The 18,797-nt window shown below is 65.7% G+C and carries 19 protein-coding genes; 5 read left to right on the plus strand and 14 right to left on the minus strand.

Annotation, left to right across the window (positions count from 1 at the left end; genetic code table 11):
- Nucleotides 1–32: 32 nt before the first annotated feature.
- On the minus strand, nucleotides 33–659 hold the full coding sequence (locus ABD151_RS14985) for a TetR/AcrR family transcriptional regulator (RefSeq protein WP_343995573.1): 627 nt from the start codon (nucleotides 657–659) through the stop codon (nucleotides 33–35).
- A 21-nt stretch (nucleotides 660–680) separates the two neighbouring features.
- On the minus strand, nucleotides 681–1,151 hold the full coding sequence (locus ABD151_RS14990; RefSeq protein ID WP_343995574.1) for a MaoC family dehydratase: 471 nt from the start codon (nucleotides 1,149–1,151) through the stop codon (nucleotides 681–683).
- A 135-nt stretch (nucleotides 1,152–1,286) separates the two neighbouring features.
- Between ABD151_RS14990 and ABD151_RS14995 the strand changes: the two genes are divergently transcribed.
- From ABD151_RS14995 to ABD151_RS15010, 4 genes are all read left to right on the plus strand, one after another.
- On the plus strand, nucleotides 1,287–2,231 hold the full coding sequence (locus ABD151_RS14995) for a sulfite exporter TauE/SafE family protein (RefSeq protein WP_343995575.1): 945 nt from the start codon (nucleotides 1,287–1,289) through the stop codon (nucleotides 2,229–2,231).
- A gap of 128 nt (nucleotides 2,232–2,359) precedes the next feature.
- Nucleotides 2,360–3,274 (plus strand): sulfate adenylyltransferase subunit CysD, encoded by a 915-nt coding sequence (gene cysD / locus ABD151_RS15000; RefSeq protein WP_343995576.1) that lies wholly within the window; start codon nucleotides 2,360–2,362, stop codon nucleotides 3,272–3,274.
- A complete protein-coding gene (locus ABD151_RS15005) occupies nucleotides 3,274–4,554 on the plus strand; it encodes a sulfate adenylyltransferase subunit 1 (RefSeq protein ID WP_343995577.1) in 1,281 nt (426 codons plus the stop codon). Before cysD ends, ABD151_RS15005 begins: the two co-directional genes overlap by 1 nt.
- Nucleotides 4,555–4,745: 191 nt before the next feature.
- Nucleotides 4,746–5,849, plus strand: coding sequence for a Fic family protein (locus ABD151_RS15010; RefSeq protein ID WP_343995578.1), 1,104 nt, complete (start codon nucleotides 4,746–4,748; stop codon nucleotides 5,847–5,849).
- Nucleotides 5,850–5,886: 37 nt separating this feature from the next.
- Here ABD151_RS15010 and ABD151_RS15015 read toward each other — a convergent pair whose 3' ends face one another.
- Nucleotides 5,887–6,345 (minus strand): hypothetical protein, encoded by a 459-nt coding sequence (locus ABD151_RS15015; protein WP_343995579.1) that lies wholly within the window; start codon nucleotides 6,343–6,345, stop codon nucleotides 5,887–5,889.
- 219 nt (nucleotides 6,346–6,564) lie between these two features.
- On the opposite strand from ABD151_RS15015, the gene ABD151_RS15020 reads away from it, so the two are divergent.
- Complete coding sequence (locus ABD151_RS15020; protein ID WP_343995580.1) at nucleotides 6,565–7,653, plus strand: DegT/DnrJ/EryC1/StrS family aminotransferase; 1,089 nt, start codon at nucleotides 6,565–6,567, stop codon at nucleotides 7,651–7,653.
- Nucleotides 7,654–7,659: 6 nt separating this feature from the next.
- On the opposite strand, the gene ABD151_RS15025 is transcribed toward ABD151_RS15020, so the two are convergent.
- The 11 genes from ABD151_RS15025 to ABD151_RS15075 form a co-directional block, all read right to left on the minus strand.
- The gene (locus tag ABD151_RS15025; RefSeq protein WP_343995581.1) at nucleotides 7,660–8,880 is read right to left on the minus strand and encodes an O-antigen ligase family protein; all 1,221 of its coding nucleotides are present in this window, start codon (nucleotides 8,878–8,880) and stop codon (nucleotides 7,660–7,662) included.
- Nucleotides 8,880–10,025: a glycosyltransferase gene (locus ABD151_RS15030; protein WP_343995582.1), complete on the minus strand. Its 1,146-nt coding sequence runs from the start codon at nucleotides 10,023–10,025 to the stop codon at nucleotides 8,880–8,882. The genes ABD151_RS15025 and ABD151_RS15030 overlap by 1 nt, the downstream gene beginning before the upstream one ends.
- A complete protein-coding gene (locus ABD151_RS15035; RefSeq protein ID WP_343995583.1) occupies nucleotides 10,006–11,403 on the minus strand; it encodes an oligosaccharide flippase family protein in 1,398 nt (465 codons plus the stop codon). The genes ABD151_RS15030 and ABD151_RS15035 overlap by 20 nt, the downstream gene beginning before the upstream one ends.
- A gap of 7 nt (nucleotides 11,404–11,410) precedes the next feature.
- Nucleotides 11,411–12,556, minus strand: coding sequence for a glycosyltransferase family 4 protein (locus tag ABD151_RS15040; RefSeq protein WP_343995584.1), 1,146 nt, complete (start codon nucleotides 12,554–12,556; stop codon nucleotides 11,411–11,413).
- Nucleotides 12,553–13,665 (minus strand): N-acetyl sugar amidotransferase, encoded by a 1,113-nt coding sequence (locus ABD151_RS15045; protein WP_343995585.1) that lies wholly within the window; start codon nucleotides 13,663–13,665, stop codon nucleotides 12,553–12,555. Before ABD151_RS15045 ends, ABD151_RS15040 begins: the two co-directional genes overlap by 4 nt.
- On the minus strand, nucleotides 13,662–14,459 hold the full coding sequence (locus ABD151_RS15050) for a HisA/HisF-related TIM barrel protein (protein WP_343995586.1): 798 nt from the start codon (nucleotides 14,457–14,459) through the stop codon (nucleotides 13,662–13,664). Before ABD151_RS15050 ends, ABD151_RS15045 begins: the two co-directional genes overlap by 4 nt.
- Nucleotides 14,456–15,004 carry an imidazole glycerol phosphate synthase subunit HisH gene (hisH, locus tag ABD151_RS15055; RefSeq protein WP_415629919.1) on the minus strand — a complete coding sequence of 183 codons (549 nt, stop codon included), beginning with the start codon at nucleotides 15,002–15,004 and terminating at the stop codon, nucleotides 14,456–14,458. Before hisH ends, ABD151_RS15050 begins: the two co-directional genes overlap by 4 nt.
- Before the next feature lie 77 nt (nucleotides 15,005–15,081).
- Nucleotides 15,082–16,389, minus strand: a complete 1,308-nt coding sequence (locus tag ABD151_RS15060) for a glycosyltransferase family 4 protein (protein ID WP_343995588.1) — start codon at nucleotides 16,387–16,389, stop codon at nucleotides 15,082–15,084.
- Entirely contained in the window at nucleotides 16,332–16,970 is a 639-nt protein-coding gene (locus ABD151_RS15065) for an acetyltransferase (RefSeq protein ID WP_343995589.1), read from the minus strand. The genes ABD151_RS15060 and ABD151_RS15065 overlap by 58 nt, the downstream gene beginning before the upstream one ends.
- Nucleotides 16,967–17,575 carry a sugar transferase gene (locus ABD151_RS15070; protein ID WP_343995590.1) on the minus strand — a complete coding sequence of 203 codons (609 nt, stop codon included), beginning with the start codon at nucleotides 17,573–17,575 and terminating at the stop codon, nucleotides 16,967–16,969. Before ABD151_RS15070 ends, ABD151_RS15065 begins: the two co-directional genes overlap by 4 nt.
- Nucleotides 17,572–18,708, minus strand: coding sequence for a DegT/DnrJ/EryC1/StrS family aminotransferase (locus ABD151_RS15075; protein WP_343995591.1), 1,137 nt, complete (start codon nucleotides 18,706–18,708; stop codon nucleotides 17,572–17,574). The genes ABD151_RS15070 and ABD151_RS15075 overlap by 4 nt, the downstream gene beginning before the upstream one ends.
- Nucleotides 18,709–18,797: the final 89 nt, after the last annotated feature.

Raw genomic sequence — 18,797 nt, forward strand, 5'->3', positions numbered from 1 at the left:
CCAGTGGCTGCCGGACCTTCCTGCGTCCGGGCTCAGTTGCGGGAGTCGACGATCAGGCCGTCGAGGATCATCGCGGAGAACTGGTCCGCGACGTCCTTGATCTTCATCGTGCCGCGCGGGTTGAACCACTGGAACGCCCAGGCACACATGCCGAGGATGCCGAACGTGATCAGCCGCGGACTGATGTCGTCACGCAGGTCACCGGCGTCGACGGCGCGGGTGATCGTCTCGTTGAAGAGGGCGTCGACCTCGTCGCGCTTGCGGGTGACGTCCTCGAGCCGCTCGCCGGTGAGGTTGCGTCGCTCCTGCTGGAAGATCGCGACGTGCGGTCGGTGCTTGGCCACCCCCTCCAGGCTCAGGAAGATCAGCGCTCGGATCTGCTCGACCGGGGCTGCGTCGCTCTCCACGATCTTGCGGGCGTCCTTGAGCTGGGACTCCAGGTACTCGTCCTGGATCTGCCAGAGCAGGTCCTCCTTGCTCTGGAAGTGGTGGTAGAACGCGCCCTTGGTCAGCTCGGCGTCCTCGACGATCTGCTGCAACGAGGTGCGGTCGAAGCCGCGCTCCTCGAAGAGTCGGAGCGCGCTGTCGACCAGCTGCCTACGTGTGCCGGCCGGGTCGTAGCCCTCCGGCCACCGGCGTCGGCTTGACTTCTTCTCCACCATCGATCTCCCAGCGATCTCTCAGACGTAGTAGCGGAAGACTATGTCCGCGACGCAGCACAACTGGCCATCTTCGACGCGTTCGACGGCGACGCGTGCCGCGGCGTGCACGCCCGCACCCTCCGGCAACGCCTCCGCGCTGGTCAGCGTCGCCCGCGCCCGGACCTCCTCGTCGGGGCGCAGCGGCGCGATGAACCGGACCTTGTCGAGGCCGTAGTTGACGCCCATCGAGGTCTCGCTGATCTCCAGCGTCTCGCCGAACATCAGCGGCACCAGCGCGAGGGTGAAGAAGCCGTGCACGATCGTGGAGCCGAACGGCCCCGACTTCGCCCGTTCGGTGTCGACATGGATCCACTGGTGGTCACCGGTCAGGTCGGCGAACGCGTCGACCTCCGACTGGCTCACGGTGCGTGGCGCGCTGACCCCCAGGTCAGCGCCGACCAGCTCCAGCAGTCCCATCGGCTCGGGCACCACGGTCTTGCTCGGCGTCATCTCGTCTCACTCCTCTATATACCGACCGGGAGGTATCTTATCGGACGAGGCGCCGGTTCGGCAGCGATCGGGTTTTCCTATTACCTTTCCACCTGTCACCTATCACGATCAGATCACTGAACTTGAGGGATTTGCATGCCTGACCTCCTCACCACCTCGGCACTGGCCGTGCTCGTGGTCTCCTTCGGCGTCGGCATCGTGGTCGGGCTGACCGGCATGGGCGGCGGCGCCCTGATGACCCCGGCGCTGATCTTCCTGGGCGTGAACCCGACCGCCGCCGTCGCCAACGACCTGGTCTCGGCGTCGGTGACCAAGAGCGTGGGCGCGGGCGTGCACTGGAAGCACGGCTCCCCCAACCTGCGCCTGGCCGGACTGCTGATCGTCGGCTCCGTGCCGTTCGCCTTCGCCGGCGCCTTCATCATCGATCACATCGGCGCGGCGGCCGACCAGGAGGAGTTCGTCAAGCACGCGATCGGCGTCGCCCTGCTCTTCACCGCCGCCACCTACACGCTGCGGATGTACCTCCAGCTGCGCCTGGTCACCTCCGGCAACGAGGCGCCCAGCGAAGAGATCCGGATCAAGCCGATCCCGACGCTGCTGGTCGGCATGATCGGCGGCCTGCTGGTCGGCCTGACCTCGGTGGGCTCCGGGTCGCTGATCATGGTCGCCCTGCTCCTGCTCTACCCGACCCTGTCCGCGGTCAAGCTGGTCGGCACCGACCTGGTCCAGGCGGTGCCGCTGGTGCTGGCCGCCGCGATCGGCCATGTCATCGTCTCCGGCGTCGACTGGGAGGTGCTGATCCCGCTGATCGTCGGCGGCATCCCCGGCACCTTCCTGGGCGCCCGGATGGCGCACTGGGTCAGCCAGTCGGTGATCCGCCGCGGCATCGTCATCGTGCTCTCGCTCACCGGCCTCAAGCTGCTCGGCCTGAGCCCGGAGGCGACCGGCCTGATCGGTGCCGGCCTGCTGCTGCTCGGCCCGCTGGCCTGGGGCTTCGTGCGGCAGACCCGAGGGCTGCCCGCCTTCGACAACAACAGCGGCGCCTGGCGGGTCAACGGCGATCGCACCAAGTCGGGGTGACCCGCCTCACACGAATTCCGAGCACCCGCCAACGAGAACGCGTTTCACCTGTTTGACCACGACCAGGTGTGCCCGGCCCCACCGGCTACGATGAGGGCCGCTGTCCCAAGAGAGGTCATAGTTCAGCCATGACTGCACCCCATGCCGACTACCAGTTGAGTCAGCTCGACCAGCTGGAAGCGGAGTCGATCCACATCTTCCGAGAGGTCGCCTCGGAGTTCGAGAAGCCGGTTCTGATGTTCTCCGGCGGCAAGGACTCCATCGTGATGCTGCGGCTCGCGGAGAAGGCGTTCTACCCGGCGAAGATCCCCTTCCCGGTGCTGCAGGTCGACACCGGCCTCGACTTCCCCGAGGTCCTCGAGACCCGTGACCGCTGGGTCAACCGCCTCGGCGTCAAGCTGGTGGTGGCCTCGATCGACGAGGCGATCGCCAACGGCGTCGTCGTCGACGACGGCAAGACCAGCCGCAACCGCCTGCAGATCGGCACCCTGCTGAACGCGATCGAGGAGAACGGCTTCACCGCCGCCTTCGGTGGCGGCCGCCGCGACGAGGAGAAGGCCCGCGCCAAGGAGCGCGTCTACTCCCACCGCGACGAGTTCGGCCAGTGGGACCCGAAGAACCAGCGCCCCGAGCTGTGGAGCCTGTACAACGGCCGCATCCACGAGGGCGAGCACATGCGGATCTTCCCGATCAGCAACTGGACCGAGCTCGACGTGTGGGACTACATCCGCCGCGAAGAGATCGAGATCCCGAACATCTACTTCAGCCACCAGCGCCGCGTCTTCGAGCGCGACGGCATGCTGATGACCGAGACGCCGCTGAACCCGCTGCGCACCGGCGAGGTCGCCGAGGAGCGCACCGTCCGGTTCCGCACCTGTGGCGACATCACCCTCACCGGCTGCGTCGAGTCGACGGCCTCCACCGTCGACGAGATCATCGAGGAGATCTCGGTGGCACGCCTGACCGAGCGCGGCGCCACCCGTGGTGACGACCGGTTCTCCGAGGCTGCCATGGAGGACCGCAAGAAGGAGGGTTACTTCTGATGGGCACCGAGATCACGCCCGAGAGCAAGCGCCAGATGGACCTGCTCCGCTTCGCCACCGCCGGTTCGGTGGACGACGGCAAGTCGACCCTGATCGGTCGCCTGCTGTATGACTCGAAGTCGATCTTCGAGGACCAGATCGAGGCCGTGGAGAAGACGTCGGAGGCCAAGGGCCACGACTACGTCGACCTCTCGCTGCTGACCGACGGTCTGCGCTCCGAGCGCGAGCAGGGCATCACCATCGACGTGGCGTACCGCTACTTCGCGACGCCGAGCCGCAAGTTCATCATCGCCGACACCCCGGGGCACATCCAGTACACCCGGAACATGGTGACCGGCGCCTCCACCGCCGACCTGGGCCTGGTCCTGGTCGACGCGCGCAACGGGCTCACCGAGCAGTCGCGCAGGCACGCGGTGATCCTCTCCCTGCTTCGCGTCCCGCACCTGGTGCTGGCCATCAACAAGATGGACCTGGTCGACTGGGACGAGGCGATCTACGAGAAGATCAAGGCCGAGTTCACCCAGTTCGCGACCAAGCTGAACATCCCCGACCTCGAGATCATCCCGATCTCGGCGCTCAAGGGTGACAACGTGGTGAACCGCAGCGAGAACACGCCGTGGTACGAGGGTCCGACCCTGATGCACCACCTCGAGCACGTGCACGTGGCCTCCGACCGCGACCTGGTCGACGTCCGCTTCCCGGTGCAGTACGTGGTGCGTCCGCACTCGGACGAGTTCCACGACTACCGCGGCTACGCGGGCCAGGTGGCCGGCGGCGTGCTGAAGCAGGGCGATGAGGTCGTCGTGCTGCCGAGCGGCATGACCACCAAGATCGCCGGCATCGACTTCTTCGACAAGGAGATCGACCAGGCGTTCCCGCCGATGTCGGTCACCCTGCGCCTGGAGGATGACGTCGACGTGTCGCGCGGCGACACCATCGCCCGGGTGAAGAACGCGCCGACGCCCAACCAGGACATCGACGCGATGATCTGCTGGATGACCAACGAGCCGCTGCGTCCGCGCCAGAAGCTCGCCATCAAGCACACCACCCGCACCGGTCGCGCGCTGGTCAAGGACATCCAGTACCGCCTGGACATCAACTCCCTGCACCGCGACCAGGAGACCAAGGAGCTCGGCCTCAACGAGATCGGCCGCGTCCAGCTGCGCACCACGGTGCCGCTGCTGAGCGACCCGTACTCGAAGAACCGGACCACCGGCTCCTTCATCCTGATCGACGAGGCGACCGGCGTCACCGTCGGCGCCGGGATGATCAACGGCTGACCCAGCACCTCAGCACCACACGAAGGCCCACCCGATCTGATCGGGTGGGCCTTCGTGGTTGAGGCGAACTCCCAGCGAACTTCAAGTTCTTCTTGGACTTGAAGTTCACTGCGCTAGGCTGAGCGAAGCTCAACTTCAAGTCCAAGCCAAGCAATGCACGCCGCAGCGCTCGTCGTCCTCTCAGCACCCTCGTGGATCGCGAGGGCAATGCGTTCAGCTACGTGCTCCCGGATGAGGTGCTGGCAGCCTCGGAGCAGATCAGTCGCGACGCAAGCGGGCACATCACGGTGAGCGAGCAGGTCACCAACCCTGCGACCCGGGATCGCTACTTGGTCAACTCGTTGATCGAGGAGGCCATCACCTCCAGCCAGCTCGAGGGAGCGGCAACCACGCGCCGGGTGGCCAAGGAGATGCTCCGCAGCCGTCGTCAGCCGCGCGATCACGGGGAGCGGGGGATCTACAACAACTTCCTGGCCATGCGCCACATCGCCGAGTTGAGGGAAGAGAGACTGACTCCGGAGTTGGTCTGCCAGATCCATCGGATCGTCACCGACGGCACGCTCAGCTCGACCGAGAAGGCCGGGCAACTGCAGAGCGTCGACGACGAACGGATCGCGGTCTGGGACGAGTTCGGCACGCTCCTGCACCGGCCGCCGCCGGCCGGCGAGCTGCCGCAGCGGCTGCAGCGCCTCTGCGACTTCGCGAATGGCGGGGAGGAAGAGCGATACATGCCTCCGGTGCTACGCGCGATCGCCGTCCACTTCATGGTCGGCTACGACCACTACTTCGAGGACGGCAACGGACGCACCGCACGCGCCCTCTTCTACTGGGTCATGTTGCGCAACGGCTATTGGCTGACCGAATTCCTCTCGATCTCGCGGATCCTCAAGGGCGCGCCCAGCCAGTACGGCCGGTCCTTCCTCCTCACCGAACAGGACGATGGGGACCTCACCCACTTCTTCATCTATCACCTCGCGGTCATCGACCGCGCGGTCCGCGAGCTCCACGAGTATCTGGCGCAGAAGGCGGAACAGCAGCGGACGCTCAGCGGCATGCTGAAGATCCCAGGGAGCAACAATCACCGTCAGATCGCGCTCCTGGAGCGCGCACTTCGCGAGCCGGACACGGAGTTCTCCGTCCAGGGTCACGCCGGCAGCCACGGCGTCTCCGGCGAGACCGCGCGCCAGGATCTGATGGACCTTGAGCACCGTGGTCTGCTGCAGCGCTCGAAGCGCGCGCGCCAATTCGTGTGGACGGCCGCACCTGACCTGGACGGCGCCTTGCGGAGTCAATGAGCACAGCCCAGCCGCCGTGCGTTGCCGGAGTTGCGGCTCAGGGAGCCTCGGGGCTCGACGCCTCCTGCAGCGGCTCCAGTTGCGCCCAGGTGTAGCTGCGGGTGGCGGCCTTGCAGACGATCCGCTTGCCCTTGGCCCGGACCACCTTGCGGGTGACGGAGACCTTGAAGGCGCCCGGCTCGATGGTGGCGCCGTCGAAGGTGACCACCCACTCACCGGTCCGATCGGTCTTGTCCTTGCCGGCGACGACGCGCTGGTCGGTCTGCCGCAGGGTGACCGCGCGGTTGCGCAGGCAGGCCCTCTTCTGGCGCTTGACCTTGACCTTGCCGTGGAAGTTCACCGCCGACTCTTCGGCGCCGTTGAAGCCCTCGATGGTGACGGCGGACTTCACGACCACCTTGCGAACGGCGGCGGAAGCCGGCGAGGCCGTGACCAGGGACGCCGAGAGGGCGAGCGCGGCCGTAGCCGCAACGGAGGTGAGGACGGAACGGTGCACGATGAGCTCCTTGGGTCGGATCGGCGGACGTCGGGAACAACGACTGCGGGCGGGCGGTGGTTATCCCCTCCAGCAACGACCGATCGCATGGTCCGGGTTCGCCACGGCCAGCCGCCAGGTGGCCTAGGCTGTCTGCTGGCGTCGGGGCTGGAACACGTCAGGAACACGCGGACGACCTCCACACGCCATGTCAGCCAGCGACACCCCACGAGGACCCACGTGAACGAGTTCATCCCGCCCGCCAAACCACTGATCGGTGACGAGGAGCGAGCGGCAGTCGATCGAGTCATGCGCAGCGGCATGATCGCCCAAGGTCCGGAGGTCGCTGCCTTCGAGCAGGAGTTTGCCGACCACTTCGGACTGGGACGCAGCTGCATCGCCGTGAACTCCGGCACGTCAGGACTGCACCTGGGACTGCTCTCGTCGGGCATCAAGGCCGGCGACGAGGTGATCGTGCCCTCCTTCACCTTCGCGGCCACCGCGAACTCGGTTGCACTCACCGGCGCCACACCGATCTTCGCCGACATCGATCCGGCGACGTTCTGCCTGGACCCGGCGAGCGTCGCAGCTGCGATCACCCCACGCACCAAGGCGATCATGCCGGTGCACCTCTACGGCCATCCCGCAGACATGACTGGGCTTCAGGCGTTGGCGGACCAGCACGGACTGATGCTCTTCGAGGACGCCGCCCAGGCCCACGGAGCCTCCCTCCACGGCACGCCCGTCGGAGCCTTCGGCACGTTCGCGATGTTCTCCCTCTACCCCACCAAGAACATGACCTCGGGCGAGGGCGGGATGGTCTCGGTGGCGAACGACGAGGTCGCGCGCCTTCTCCGCCTGTACCGGAACCAAGGCATGCAGCGGCAGTACGAGAACGAGGTCGTCGGCTTCAACAACCGGATGACGGACATCCACGCCGCGATCGGCCGGGTCCAGTTGACCAAGGTCGGCGGTTGGACGACTCAGCGGCAGAGCAACGCTGCGTTCCTGACCGCGAACCTTGAGGGTGTCACTCCTCCGCAGGTCGCGGAGGGCGCAACCCACGTCTACCACCAGTACACGGTCCGCGTTCCCGACGACCGTGACGGTCTCGCCGCAGCCCTGAAGGATGAGTACAACATCGGGTCCGGGATGTTCTACCCGATCCCGAACCACCGCCTCGCGCCGTTCCAGGCAGACGTCGACCTCCCCCAGACCGAGCGCGCCGCACGCGAGTGCCTGTCGCTTCCGGTCCACCCCTCGGTCGACCAAGAGGGGTTGGAGCGGATCGTCGAGGCCGTGAACAAGCTGGCCAGCGCCGGGGTCTGACGCCAACTAGACCTGATCAACACGTGGCTTCCCCTGCGAGCGCGTCGGGGCAGGCCTCGCGGCTCGTTCGGTGGACCACAGGTTGGCTGCTACGACCAAGATAGTGAAGAGGTGCACCCACAGCACAGGTGCGTCCAGGATCGAGCTGTCTACAAATGCCGCACCAACGAGTGCGATCATCGGCGGTAGCAGCTTGAGGTTCTCGACCCCCGACAACGCGAAGTGGAACGCCCTACCAACCCAGAGGAGTAGGAGCGCAAAGACCACGAGCCCATACTGCGCGAGGACCTCGAACCAGATGTTGTGGACATTGACCTGCCCATGGGTCGCGAATGGGCTCGGGTTGGCCGCCAGATAGTACTCGAATGCACCGGGGCCCACCCCGATCCCTCCGCTCTGCCACGCGGCCCAGAGAGCTGCGGCTGACAGATTGACGCGGGTCACCGCCGAGAGGTCGCCACCGATGCCAATCTGCTGAACGAAGAGCATCTGATACGCGCCACCGATGCAGAGAGCACCAAGTACCAGCGCGATGAAGAGACGCCGACCAGCAGTTCTCTTCGCAACGCGAATCCAGGTCAGCACCACGACGGCCCACAGGACGAGGCAGAGGCGTGCATCAGCCGCGACCAGTAGGAACGGCGTCACGCCCAGGGCGCTGAGCGCGAGCCAACGCACGTGCCGACGCTCATCCGTCCAGAAGACCCCGGTCCAAGACGTTGCCAACACGAGGAAGGCCCCCAGAGCATTCGGGTTGCCGAAGGTCGCCGCAGGGAGCCCCTCCTTCATGGCGGCCACCCGCAACGCCCCGTGATAGCTGGGCAAGTAGTTGGACGCGTGCCATCCCGAACTCAGCTCCCACATGGAGATGGCGCACACGAGGAGCGAGGCGACCAACCAGCCACCGGCCAATGCCCCCACACCTCGACGCCCTGAGCCGAAGGCAGCTGCCGACACTCCGAGAGCCAGTCCGAGGCTTACACCCAGCATCTCTCCGCCCGAAACCGGTGACCCAGCGAGCAACCAGACGTAGCCGACGAGGATCCAGGAAACTCCCAGCATGAGCCAGAGCCGCTGGAGAGGAGACCAGACCCACCGGCCCAACCGAGCGATCGCAACCAACACGCAGACGAGCGCCAAGGCTCGAAAGCCATAGATCGGACCGGCCACAGGGAACAACGGTCCAAAGACCACCAGGACCGGCAGCAGGAACAAGACGCCATTCATCAGGACCCTGCCATTTCGTACGCTCTCTCCAACTGCGCAGCGACAGCGTCGCGCCCGAACCGTTGCACTGCCAGGAGCCGTCGAGCGGCAGCCTGCGCAGCCCGGTCCTCATCGTCGACCTCCTCCAGTGAGGCCACCCACTCAGCCTCACCTTCGATCCGGTGACTGATACGGGAACTCCCATCGCCTCTCAGCACGTATCGCGGACCACCGGAGTCCGTTGCCAGGACAGGGAGCCCCACGGCCATCGCCTCCGCCAACGTCAGACCGAAGGTCTCGATCTCGCTGCACGACAGCAACAAGGCAGCCGAACGCATCGCGTCGCGCACCACACCGCGGTCTCCCACGGGCACGAGGCGGACCCGATCTCGGACACCGAGCGCCTCAGCCGTGTCCAGGAGGTTCTGCCGGAGCGGGCCGCTTCCTACGATCGTCAACTCGTACTCGGCTCCCAAGGCTGCCAAGAGCTTCAGCGCCCGGTCGTGTCGCTTCAACGGAATGAGGGAACCGACGATCAACAGACGTCGGCGGCGCCTCGCCGAGAACGGCAGTGGCGTGAAGAAATCGGTGTCGACCATGTTGGGGATCACCGTCGCGTCCACGACGCTCCTGAGCCGGACTCGCATTTCCTCACTCACTGCTACCACCACTTCAGCACGGCGATAGAGATGAGCCAGCGACTCCGCAATCGCTGGTCCGTGATCGGAGAGCAGATCCGAACTGTGCTCAGTGATCACCAGCGGGACGTCAAGTGCGTCCGCCAACGCGGCGCCGGCGGCGCCGGTCAGCTGGCCGAAGTGCGCGTGCACCACATCCGCTCTCGCTTCGCTGGCGAGATATGCACGCATGAGGCGTCCGAACCCGAACCGCGCGACGCCGATCCGCGTAGACCGCGTCGCCCACCCCCCGAATTGACGGACACTCACCGGGCCATCGGCCCAGGTGGTCACTCTGAACGTGTTGCGAAGAAGCGCGCCGTCCCGCACGCTTCGGAGCGACCGCGTGTAGACCGACAGCACGGTCACCCGGTGTCCGCGCGCCGCCAAGGCCTGAGCTTGATCCCTGACGAAGATGCTCCGTGTAGGCGCATCACGCGTCGGGTATCCGGGAGCGATCATGATGATGTCAAGCAACTGCGGGGACACGACGCACCTCTCGGACGAGCAACACCACGGTCAACAACGCAGTTGCGGCGAGCCCCAACCCCGCCGCGAGCAGATCATGCGGAACTCCCACGCGGGCACCCAGCAGAACAGCGAGGAGCGCGAGCAGGGAGAGACCCTGAAGTGAGAATGATCGAGTCCACGCGGTGAGGTTCGTCCCGACCAAGCGCAACAACCACATGAAGTAGACAGTAGGAATCAACGCCCCGACGGCACCGAAAGCCAGGACCATCGCGTCCAAGTCGACGAGCATCCCGAAGCCGACGAGAACCACGAGCCGAGCAACCGTCTCGGCAACCGAGATGAAGAAGGCCTGTCGTTGACGACCAAGGACGATCGGCAACGTCGACAACGGGGACACCGCGCAGGAGATGGCATACGCGACGGCCATCGCCCTAGCCAGGCCACCCGCCTCAGCAAAGTCGGATCCGAAGACCAGATCAAAGATCTCCTCAGCGAAGACGAATACCCACATATAGAACCCCCAGGACGCGATGACCAGGAGTCGCGAGATCGTCATCAGCGAGGCCCTTCGACTCTCCGATCCCTCTCGCGCGATCTCGCCAAGAAAGACCTGACCTGCCACCTGACCGACCACAGCAGCAGGAAGCGCGAGGACCGTCACTGCAAGTGCATAGAGCCCAGTCTCGTGAGCGCCATAGAGAAGAGCCACCAGAATCGGAGAGGCCTGGATCCCTAGAGCCCCCACGACCGAGGCGGGCATCGAGTACCTCGGAAATTGATCCCATTTCTTCCCGGCTTGAACCAGGGCCGACCACGGCGTCCGACTCGATGGCCTCCTACGGACCACCAACGTAGCGAGCACACGACTGCTTGCGAATCCGAGAAGCAGTCCGGCCGCGCCCAGCGATGTGAGCCCAGCAAGCAGTTGGACCCCTCCCTGGGAGGATGCCGCCACAACCTTGCTCACTCCCAGCCGAACATAGCTCTTCGCCCGGACAGCCTGATTGCTAGCAAGGCCCAGCCAATAGGCGGCGATTGCACAGAGTGGAACAAGAGCAATAGCAACGGGCGTATCGAATCCTGCGGCGCCCATTGTCGACTCCGGAATCAAGAACACGGAGATGGCGACGAGCACCGTCCACAAAAACGCAATCCGGATGGCCAGCCGATAGAGCGCGTCGGCCTCGGCAGCACCGGTCGCCACCGGTATGGCCATCTCGTACCTGAGTCCATAGACCCCCGCCGTCACCGCAATGAAGGCGAGCACCAGATTGAGACTGCCGTACTCGCTCGGAGAGTACAGTCGCGTCACGACCGGCATCGAGAGCGCGGTGACGATCTGCGCAAGAACAGTGAAGAATGCCGCTCCCCCCACCCGATTGACGAGGCCTGCCATGTCTCGACTACCGACCTTCGCCCGTTCGACCGACACTCGCACAGACGGCGCTCACGAGTGGCGCAACCTCCGAATCCCACGTCGGCAGCCCAGGCCACTCCTCTCGAAACTTGGCCACATCGGCACGTGTCCGCAACTTCGCTATCTCTGAGAGCTCGGCAACGGACCCCAGCCTCCACGCTTCGGTGTTCATCCCGGCCAGCGAACGTTGTAGCTCCTCGAGTGGCGTGGAGAGTATCGGCAGGCTCGCGCTCAGTGCCTCGAACATCTTGTTCGGCGACGAGTACTGGTAGGACAGGCTCTCGGTGTCGATCAACATCACTGCGGCGTCGGCATCCCTGATGGTGTCGACCACCTCATGTGCCGGAACCGGGCCAAGAAGATGGACATGACTGTGCCGCTCGCTGGCACGTTCCACGTCAGCCTTCATCGGGCCATCGCCCAGGAAGACGACCATTGGGTCGTCGGGTCCCGACATCTCCTCAAACGCCGCAAGGATCTGCGGAATCCCCCGGCCTGCCGTCAGCCGCCCCGTGTGGACGAACAGGAACGGCTCGGGCGAAAGCCCGAGGCGCTCGCGCAGCCGCGCGGAGGCCGGCTCCTGGCGTGGGATGTTTCGCACTACCAGTGGCTCGACACCCGCGTACCTCTCGGCGTACCAGCAGCCGATGGATTGGTTGACGGCTGTCACAATCCGGGCCTTGCGGATGAGCAACCGCTCCACCGTCTGGGCGACCACCTTCCGCCCCGAGCGCATGTTGGGAGTGCCCGTCTCGAGTTCGTGAGGGTTGTAGACCAAAATTGCGCCGGTCCGCACAGCCAGCAACCACGCCAGCGGAAGCATCCACACGCTATGCGCAGCAACCGCGGAGACCTTCTCGCGTCCGTACCGGCGGAAGATACGAGGCATCCAACCCGCCAGGCCGAGCAGGCGCCTCAGACGCCCTCGCGAGGCGCCGTCGGCACTCGTGCCGATCCGCACGATCACGACACCCGAGGCAATCTCCTCACGCGCGGGTAGGCCTGCACCGCTGATGCCGACCAGGTGAGTCGCTGTGAAGCATCCTGACTCCTGCAGGCTGGTTCCGATCCGGAAGAGCCGACTCTCGTTGAGCATCGCCGACGGATAGAGATGCAGGTTGAGTCCCGTCACTTCGGATACCAACCACGGTGCCGCAACCCATTGGCCAGCCCTCGAAGCCGCTGAACCGTCTCGTAGGAATTCGGGTAGTCGCGAAAGGAGCGGACCGGGGCAGCCATGATCTCGTCGAACTGGGCAGAACTCAGCGAGAGCTTCTTGAGAACGAACTGCTGGTCCCGGTCCCGCAAGTCATCGTCGTAGTCCGGCTGGGCCAGACCGAGGAGAGCATCGGATCGACAGATCTGGCCCGAGTTGATCAAGTCGGAATAGTGCCCACGTCGCTTGTCGATGCCGAACTTCTGCGGCAGGACGTGGCCTTGGTACCAACGGGTGTAGATCGACTCGTAGTGCTTGCCTCCGTAGGGAGTCCAGTTGAGCTTGGCCTGCAACTCGTCCACCGCCGCCGCCTTGTCGTAGTCAAGGTAGTTGAGGATGGACAGCACACGAATCCGCCGGACCGCGGTCACATACCCCAGCTCACCGAAGCCGAAGTGGGGGTAGGTGGCCAGGCTCCGGGTCCCGTGCCTGCGCTGCACGCCCCGGATGTAGCGCCAATCGGAATGTCCGTAGGACCAACTCGGCACGCTGATCGCCTCAGTCCGGAAGTTCATCCCGGAGATGATCGTGCGAATGCCGTTCTGCCGGGCCGTCTTCCACAGGGTCGCCTGGATCGCGTGATCGGTCGGGATCTCCCCATCCGGCGTCGAAGCGAAGAGGAAGGACCGCTGAAGGTCATAGAACTCCCGTAGGTCGAGGACGACCGTATGCAGCTCGATGTCGAGTGCGTTCAGGGTCTTCTCGATGTTCTGGACTGCGACCTCGGAGTTCCAGCCGTTGTCAACGTGAACGGCGAGCGGACGCAACCCGAGCTCGACAGCCTTCAACGCCACGTAGGTGCTGTCGACACCTCCCGAGACGCCGATCACGCAGTCGAACTCCTTGCGCCCCGAACCCTTGATGCCACCGGCGATCTGATTCAGTTCGGTAGCGCCTTCCTCACCCGTCACCACACGGGAGGTCAAGAGGTCGTCATAGCGGCGGCAGTGGTTGCAGACACCGTCCACCAGAACGAGATCAGGATCGTCGGCCGACCGCATCACGCATCGCGAACACTCAGTCACTTGCCTTCTCCTTCGATGTCTTCAAACACCCATCCTTCAATGCCGGTGCCGAGCGCGTCATCGAGCTGCTCCGGGGTGGGGTACTGAATCAGGACCGCGCGGCGCGGCCCGTGGAACGTGAACATGGTGCCCGCAGCCAGCGCCGCAGCACCTGCGTCCCGAGCCTCCGTGAGATGGGCGAGGGTCCCCGCGCCACCATGAGCGATGATCGGGATCGAGACGGCGGCACGGATGCGGCGGATCAGCTCGAGGTTCATGCCTGCGCGGCTCCCCTCATCGGCCGCGGAAGTCACCAACAGCTCCCCGGCGCCCGCCGCCGCCAGGGCAGCAGCCCAAGCCACCGGGTCAGGGCCCTTCCGCCGATCTGGGCAGCGGACCTGCTCGGCTCCGAAGCGCCGTCGCTCCACATCAAGGCTGGCGACCACAGCCTGCGCGCCGTACTCCTCCGCAATGGCGCTGACTACCTCCGGCGAAGCGAAGGTTGCTGAGTTGATCGCAACCTTCTCCACACCGACCTCGAAGAGACGACGGGCGTCAGCTGAGGTCGTGACCCCTCCGCCGTAGGCAACCGGCATGAATGCCTCACTCACGACGTCCTCGATGAAGCCGAAGTCGATCGGCCGTCGCTTCGAAGTCGCCTCGATGTCCAACAGGACAAGCTCGTCGGCCTGCTTCTCATTGAAGATCTTGACCGCGTTGACGGCGTCGCCCACGTAGGTCTGCTCTTTGAAGGCCTTCGTCTTGACCATGTAGCGATCTGCGACCTGGACAACTGGGATGACCCTTGCCCTCACGGCTCCCAACTCCCGAAGCGCTCAAGGAACTGCATGCCGAATACGTGGCTCTTCTCTGGGTGGAACTGTGCACCGAGCACGTTCTCCCGGCCGATGACCGACGACAGGAAGGACCCATGACGACTGACCGCCAGGGTCGTAGCCGCGCCGTCGGCAGGAACCGCGAAGCTGTGGGCGAAGTAGAACCTGGCCGGGAAGTCCAACCCGTCGAGGACAGGGTGGGCGGCGACGGGACGAACCCACCCCCAACCCATGTGCGGCACCGTCACAGAGCCTTCGTGGTCGTCGAGGCGAACAGTCTCGACATCCACGAGCCCCAGTCCCGTCCGTTGGCCCTCCTCACTGCGCTTCGTCAGCAACTGCATGCCTAGGCAGATGCCCAGGACGGGGCGGCCGCCAAGGGCCGCCTCTTGGATTGCCGCGTCGAGCCCCCGCTGCTCGAGCCCCTCCATTCCGCGATCGAACTTCCCGACTCCCGGCAAGAGAATTCGGCGCGCCGACCCGACTTCCTCAGGCGTCGAGACCAACGCCGCAGAGACCCGGATCCGGCGAAGCATGTTCATGACCGAACCGAGGTTGCCGACTCCGTAGTCGACCACGGAGATCTGCACGTCGGCGGCCACTACGCCACCGCCGCGTCGAGGAGCTGTGCCAGATCGGCACCCAGGTGGTCGAAGTCGAAGTGTTCACGGGCGAAGCGCTGATTGCATCGCCCCATCGAACTTCGCTCCGCTGGGGTGAGCTGCACCATCCGGGTGAGGCCGACGGCGATTGCCTCGACGTCCGCTCCGGTCACGATCGCACCGCCAGATGTCTCAAGTGGGTTGCCCCGCGCTGTGCCCGCACAGAGGATGGGCCGTCCTGAAGCCATGTACTCGAAGAGCTTGTTCAAGCTCATCCCAAAGCGATAGAGCGGCGAGTCGCGAAGCGCTACGACCAGGCAGTCAGCATCGCCGGCAAGGGCCGGAACCTCCGTCCGTGCCACAGCCTCATGGATCGCGATTCGTCCACCGGCGTCGAGTTCGTCCACCAAGTCGATGAGGTCCTTGCGGCAGGGCCCAGCCCCAATGATGCTCAACGTCGCCGACGAGGGCAGGTCTGCCGCGACGAAGCCCGTGATGAGCTGATCGACGGCGTTGGCGTGACCGAGGGCGCCGAGGTAGACGAAGGACAGGCCCTCGTCGTTGTCTTCGCCCTTCTCCGTCACGACGCTGCTGAACTCGTCGACCCACACGCCGTTGGAGATCCAACGGACCTTGCCCCGGTCGACGCCCTGTTCCTCCAGATAGTCAGCGGCGAACGGCATGGTGGTGATCACCGTGGTTGCACGATCACAAAGATGACGCTCGAGCCGCCGCATCAGGCGAGCCACCACGCCGTGACGGGGCAACGACCCCAATTCGATCAATGTCTCCGGCCATAGGTCTCGGATCTCGAAGATGAACGGCACCCGGTGACGCCTGGCCAGCCGGGACGCGGCCAGCGCGGCCAGCGGGTGGACCGTGCTCCCGATGACAGCGTCAGGACGAGCCAGACGGTGCGTGGAGCGCGGCAACAGGACCAGGACAGCGAACCCGACCATGTTGAGAATCCGGGCGACACCGTTACTGGCGTAGCGCGGGCCGCGCAGCCACCGGAAGACGACGCCATCGTGCTCCTCGGTCTTCTGCAGGCGCCAGCCATGCATGCGCTGATCACCCGTGTAGTGCTGGACGCTGCAGGCGAGGATCGAGGTGGACCAGCCGTGCTGACGCATCGCCGCGGCGAGGGAGAAGTGGCGCTGCCCCGCCTCTCCCGGCCGCGCTGCGTAGTGGTTGACAATCCAGAGGTGCCGCCTTGCCTCGGGCCCCGCTGAGCGCCGTCCCAGGTCTATCAACGAGCAGGCACCCCCTTGACGGTCGTCTCCGCAGGCACATCTCTCACAACACACGCGCTTCCGCCCACGGTTGAGTCGGCGCCGATCCGCAGCCCGTTGAGAACGATGCCTGCCACCCCGACCAGCACACCCGACTCGATCGTGCAGTCGCCAGAGATCGACGCCAGCGGATTGATGCTGACGAAGTCTTCGATCGTGGTGTCGTGACCGATCGTGGAGTTGAGGTTGACGTGCACGTGACGGCCAAGACGGATGTTGGTGGTCAGGCGGACTCCAGCGCACAGAACGCTTCCTGCGCCGATCGTGACGTCGAAGCCCTGGGTCACCGTCGGGTGAATCAGCGTTGCGGCTGACCAGCCCGCCGCGTCGAAGGAGAGCGCGACCTTCGTCCTGACGGAAGGCGACCCGATGCCCACGACGTATGCGGCCGGCTGGCTGTCCAGTACCTCCGCCGAGCCCCCGAGGTAGGTCACTCCGCGCTTCGCCAGCCGCTCGAGATTCTCCTGCGAGGGAGCATCGTCGACGACGCCCCTCACCGACCATGCCGCATCAGTGCTCGCGTTGATCGCATCAACCACGTCGAGAACCTCACGGCCAAACCCGCCAGCCCCGATCACCACCAGGTCACGCGTCATGCTTGGACCCCTTCGAACTCGCCCATGGTCGCCTCGCCGTCCGCAGCGATCCCATCCCGCCGCACCACCTGTGCCACCGTCCGCCACACAATGCTCGCGTCCAGCCTGAGGCTCCGCCGGTCCACGTACTCGACGTCCTTGGCGAACTTCTCGTCCCAGGTGATCGCGTTGCGTCCGCTCACCTGGGCCAACCCGGTGACACCCGGGCGCACCTCGTGACGACGGGCCTGCTCCGGCGTGTACCGGTCCAGGTAGCGCACCAACAGCGGGCGTGGACCGACCAGGCTCATCTCGCCCTTGACAACGTTCCACAGCGTCGGCAGCTCATCGAGGCTCGTCGAGCGCAGGAAGGCGCCGAAGGGCGTCAGTCGCTGCGCATCGGTGACCAGCCCCCGGGACTCGTCCACCTCCACCATGGTGCGGAACTTCACCAGCTCGAAGACCTCGCCGTCCTTGCCGGGGCGCTGCTGACGGAACAGCACCGGCGATCCCAGCTTGCGACGCACTACCAGCGCCAACAGGGCCTGCACCGGCAACGACGCAACGAGGACGAGCCCGCCGACCAGGACATCGACCACTCGCTTGATCGGGTCGTAGGCCCTCACCGCTGCACCACCTCGCGGATGGCGCTCGCCAGCCGCTCGAACTGCTCGTCGCTCAGCGCCGAACCACTGGGCAGGGTCAGGCCCTGGTCGAAGAGGCGCTCCGCGGTGCCGTCGATGACGCCGTCCATCCCGGCGCAGACCGGCTGCAGGTGCATCGGCTTCCAGACCGGACGGGTCTCGATCTGCTGGGCGGTCAATGCCTCACCCAGCTCGGCAGCAGTCCACGACGAGGCGCCCGGGTCCACGATGATCGCGGTCAGCCAGCAGTTGTCCTCGGAGTCGTCCGCGCCGCCCAACACCCGAACCCCCGGTTGGTCGGCGAACAGCTCACGGTAGCGGCGCCGCCAACCGCGACGACGCTCGATCATCGCGTCCAGTCGCGTCAATTGCGCGCGCCCGAGAGCCGCCAGGATGTTGGAGAGCCGGTAGTTGTAGCCGACCTCCGTGTGCTCATAGTGCGCGACGGGCTCGCGCGCCTGGGTCGAGAGCTTGCGCACGTGCGCAGCGAGTGCGCCGTCGTCGGTCAGCAGCATCCCGCCGCCCGAGGTGGTCATGATCTTGTTGCCGTTGAACGACACCACCGAGGCGTCGCCGAAGGACCCGGCAGGCCGGCCCGAGTGACCAGCTCCCAAGGACTCGGCAGCGTCACACAGCAGGCGGACGCCGGCGTCCGCCGCGGCCTTCTGGATGGCGGTGTAGTCGACGCACTTGCCGAGAAGGTCCACTGGGATGATCACAGGCACCCGTCGACCCTCGGCGCGCAGCCGCTCCACGGCCCGTGTCAACAGGGCCGGACTCATGTTGCCTGACTCCTCGTCGGCGTCGACGAAGAAGGGCTCCGCGCCCACATAGCGGATCGCGTTCACGGTGGCTGCGAAGGTCAGCGTCGAGACGGGAACGACGTCCCCCGGCCCGACTCCCCAGGAGACCAGGGCCAGATGCAGCGCAGCCGTCCCCGACGAGAGCCCGACCGCATGCGCCGCGCCGACGCGGGTGGCGACCTCCTCCTCGAACGCGGTGAGGTCCGGCCCTGCCGGCGCCACCCACCCGGAGCGCAGCGCCGCCATCACGTAGCTCTGCTCGAGCTCTCCGACGTCGGGGGGCGACAACAGGATCGGCGTCGTACCTGCCACGTTCACTTCTTCATCCCCACTGCGCGTGCACGAAAGTCCAGCCACGGATTCTAGGCCTCCCGTCACCCACCCGTCCGCGGTATCCCATA

Source organism: Nocardioides dubius (genome assembly GCF_039528155.1).
Taxonomy (GTDB): Bacteria; Actinomycetota; Actinomycetes; order Propionibacteriales; family Nocardioidaceae; genus Nocardioides; species Nocardioides dubius.

Coding starts and splice junctions, on each gene's coding strand:
- ABD151_RS14990 (WP_343995574.1), bottom strand. CDS start 1,151: ATGACGCCGAGCAAGACCGTGGTGCCCGAGCCGATGGGACTGCTGGAG.
- ABD151_RS14995 (WP_343995575.1), top strand. CDS start 1,287: ATGCCTGACCTCCTCACCACCTCGGCACTGGCCGTGCTCGTGGTCTCC.
- cysD (WP_343995576.1), top strand. CDS start 2,360: ATGACTGCACCCCATGCCGACTACCAGTTGAGTCAGCTCGACCAGCTG.
- ABD151_RS15005 (WP_343995577.1), top strand. CDS start 3,274: ATGGGCACCGAGATCACGCCCGAGAGCAAGCGCCAGATGGACCTGCTC.
- ABD151_RS15025 (WP_343995581.1), bottom strand. CDS start 8,880: ATGAATGGCGTCTTGTTCCTGCTGCCGGTCCTGGTGGTCTTTGGACCG.
- ABD151_RS15035 (WP_343995583.1), bottom strand. CDS start 11,403: ATGGCAGGCCTCGTCAATCGGGTGGGGGGAGCGGCATTCTTCACTGTT.
- ABD151_RS15065 (WP_343995589.1), bottom strand. CDS start 16,970: ATGACGCGTGACCTGGTGGTGATCGGGGCTGGCGGGTTTGGCCGTGAG.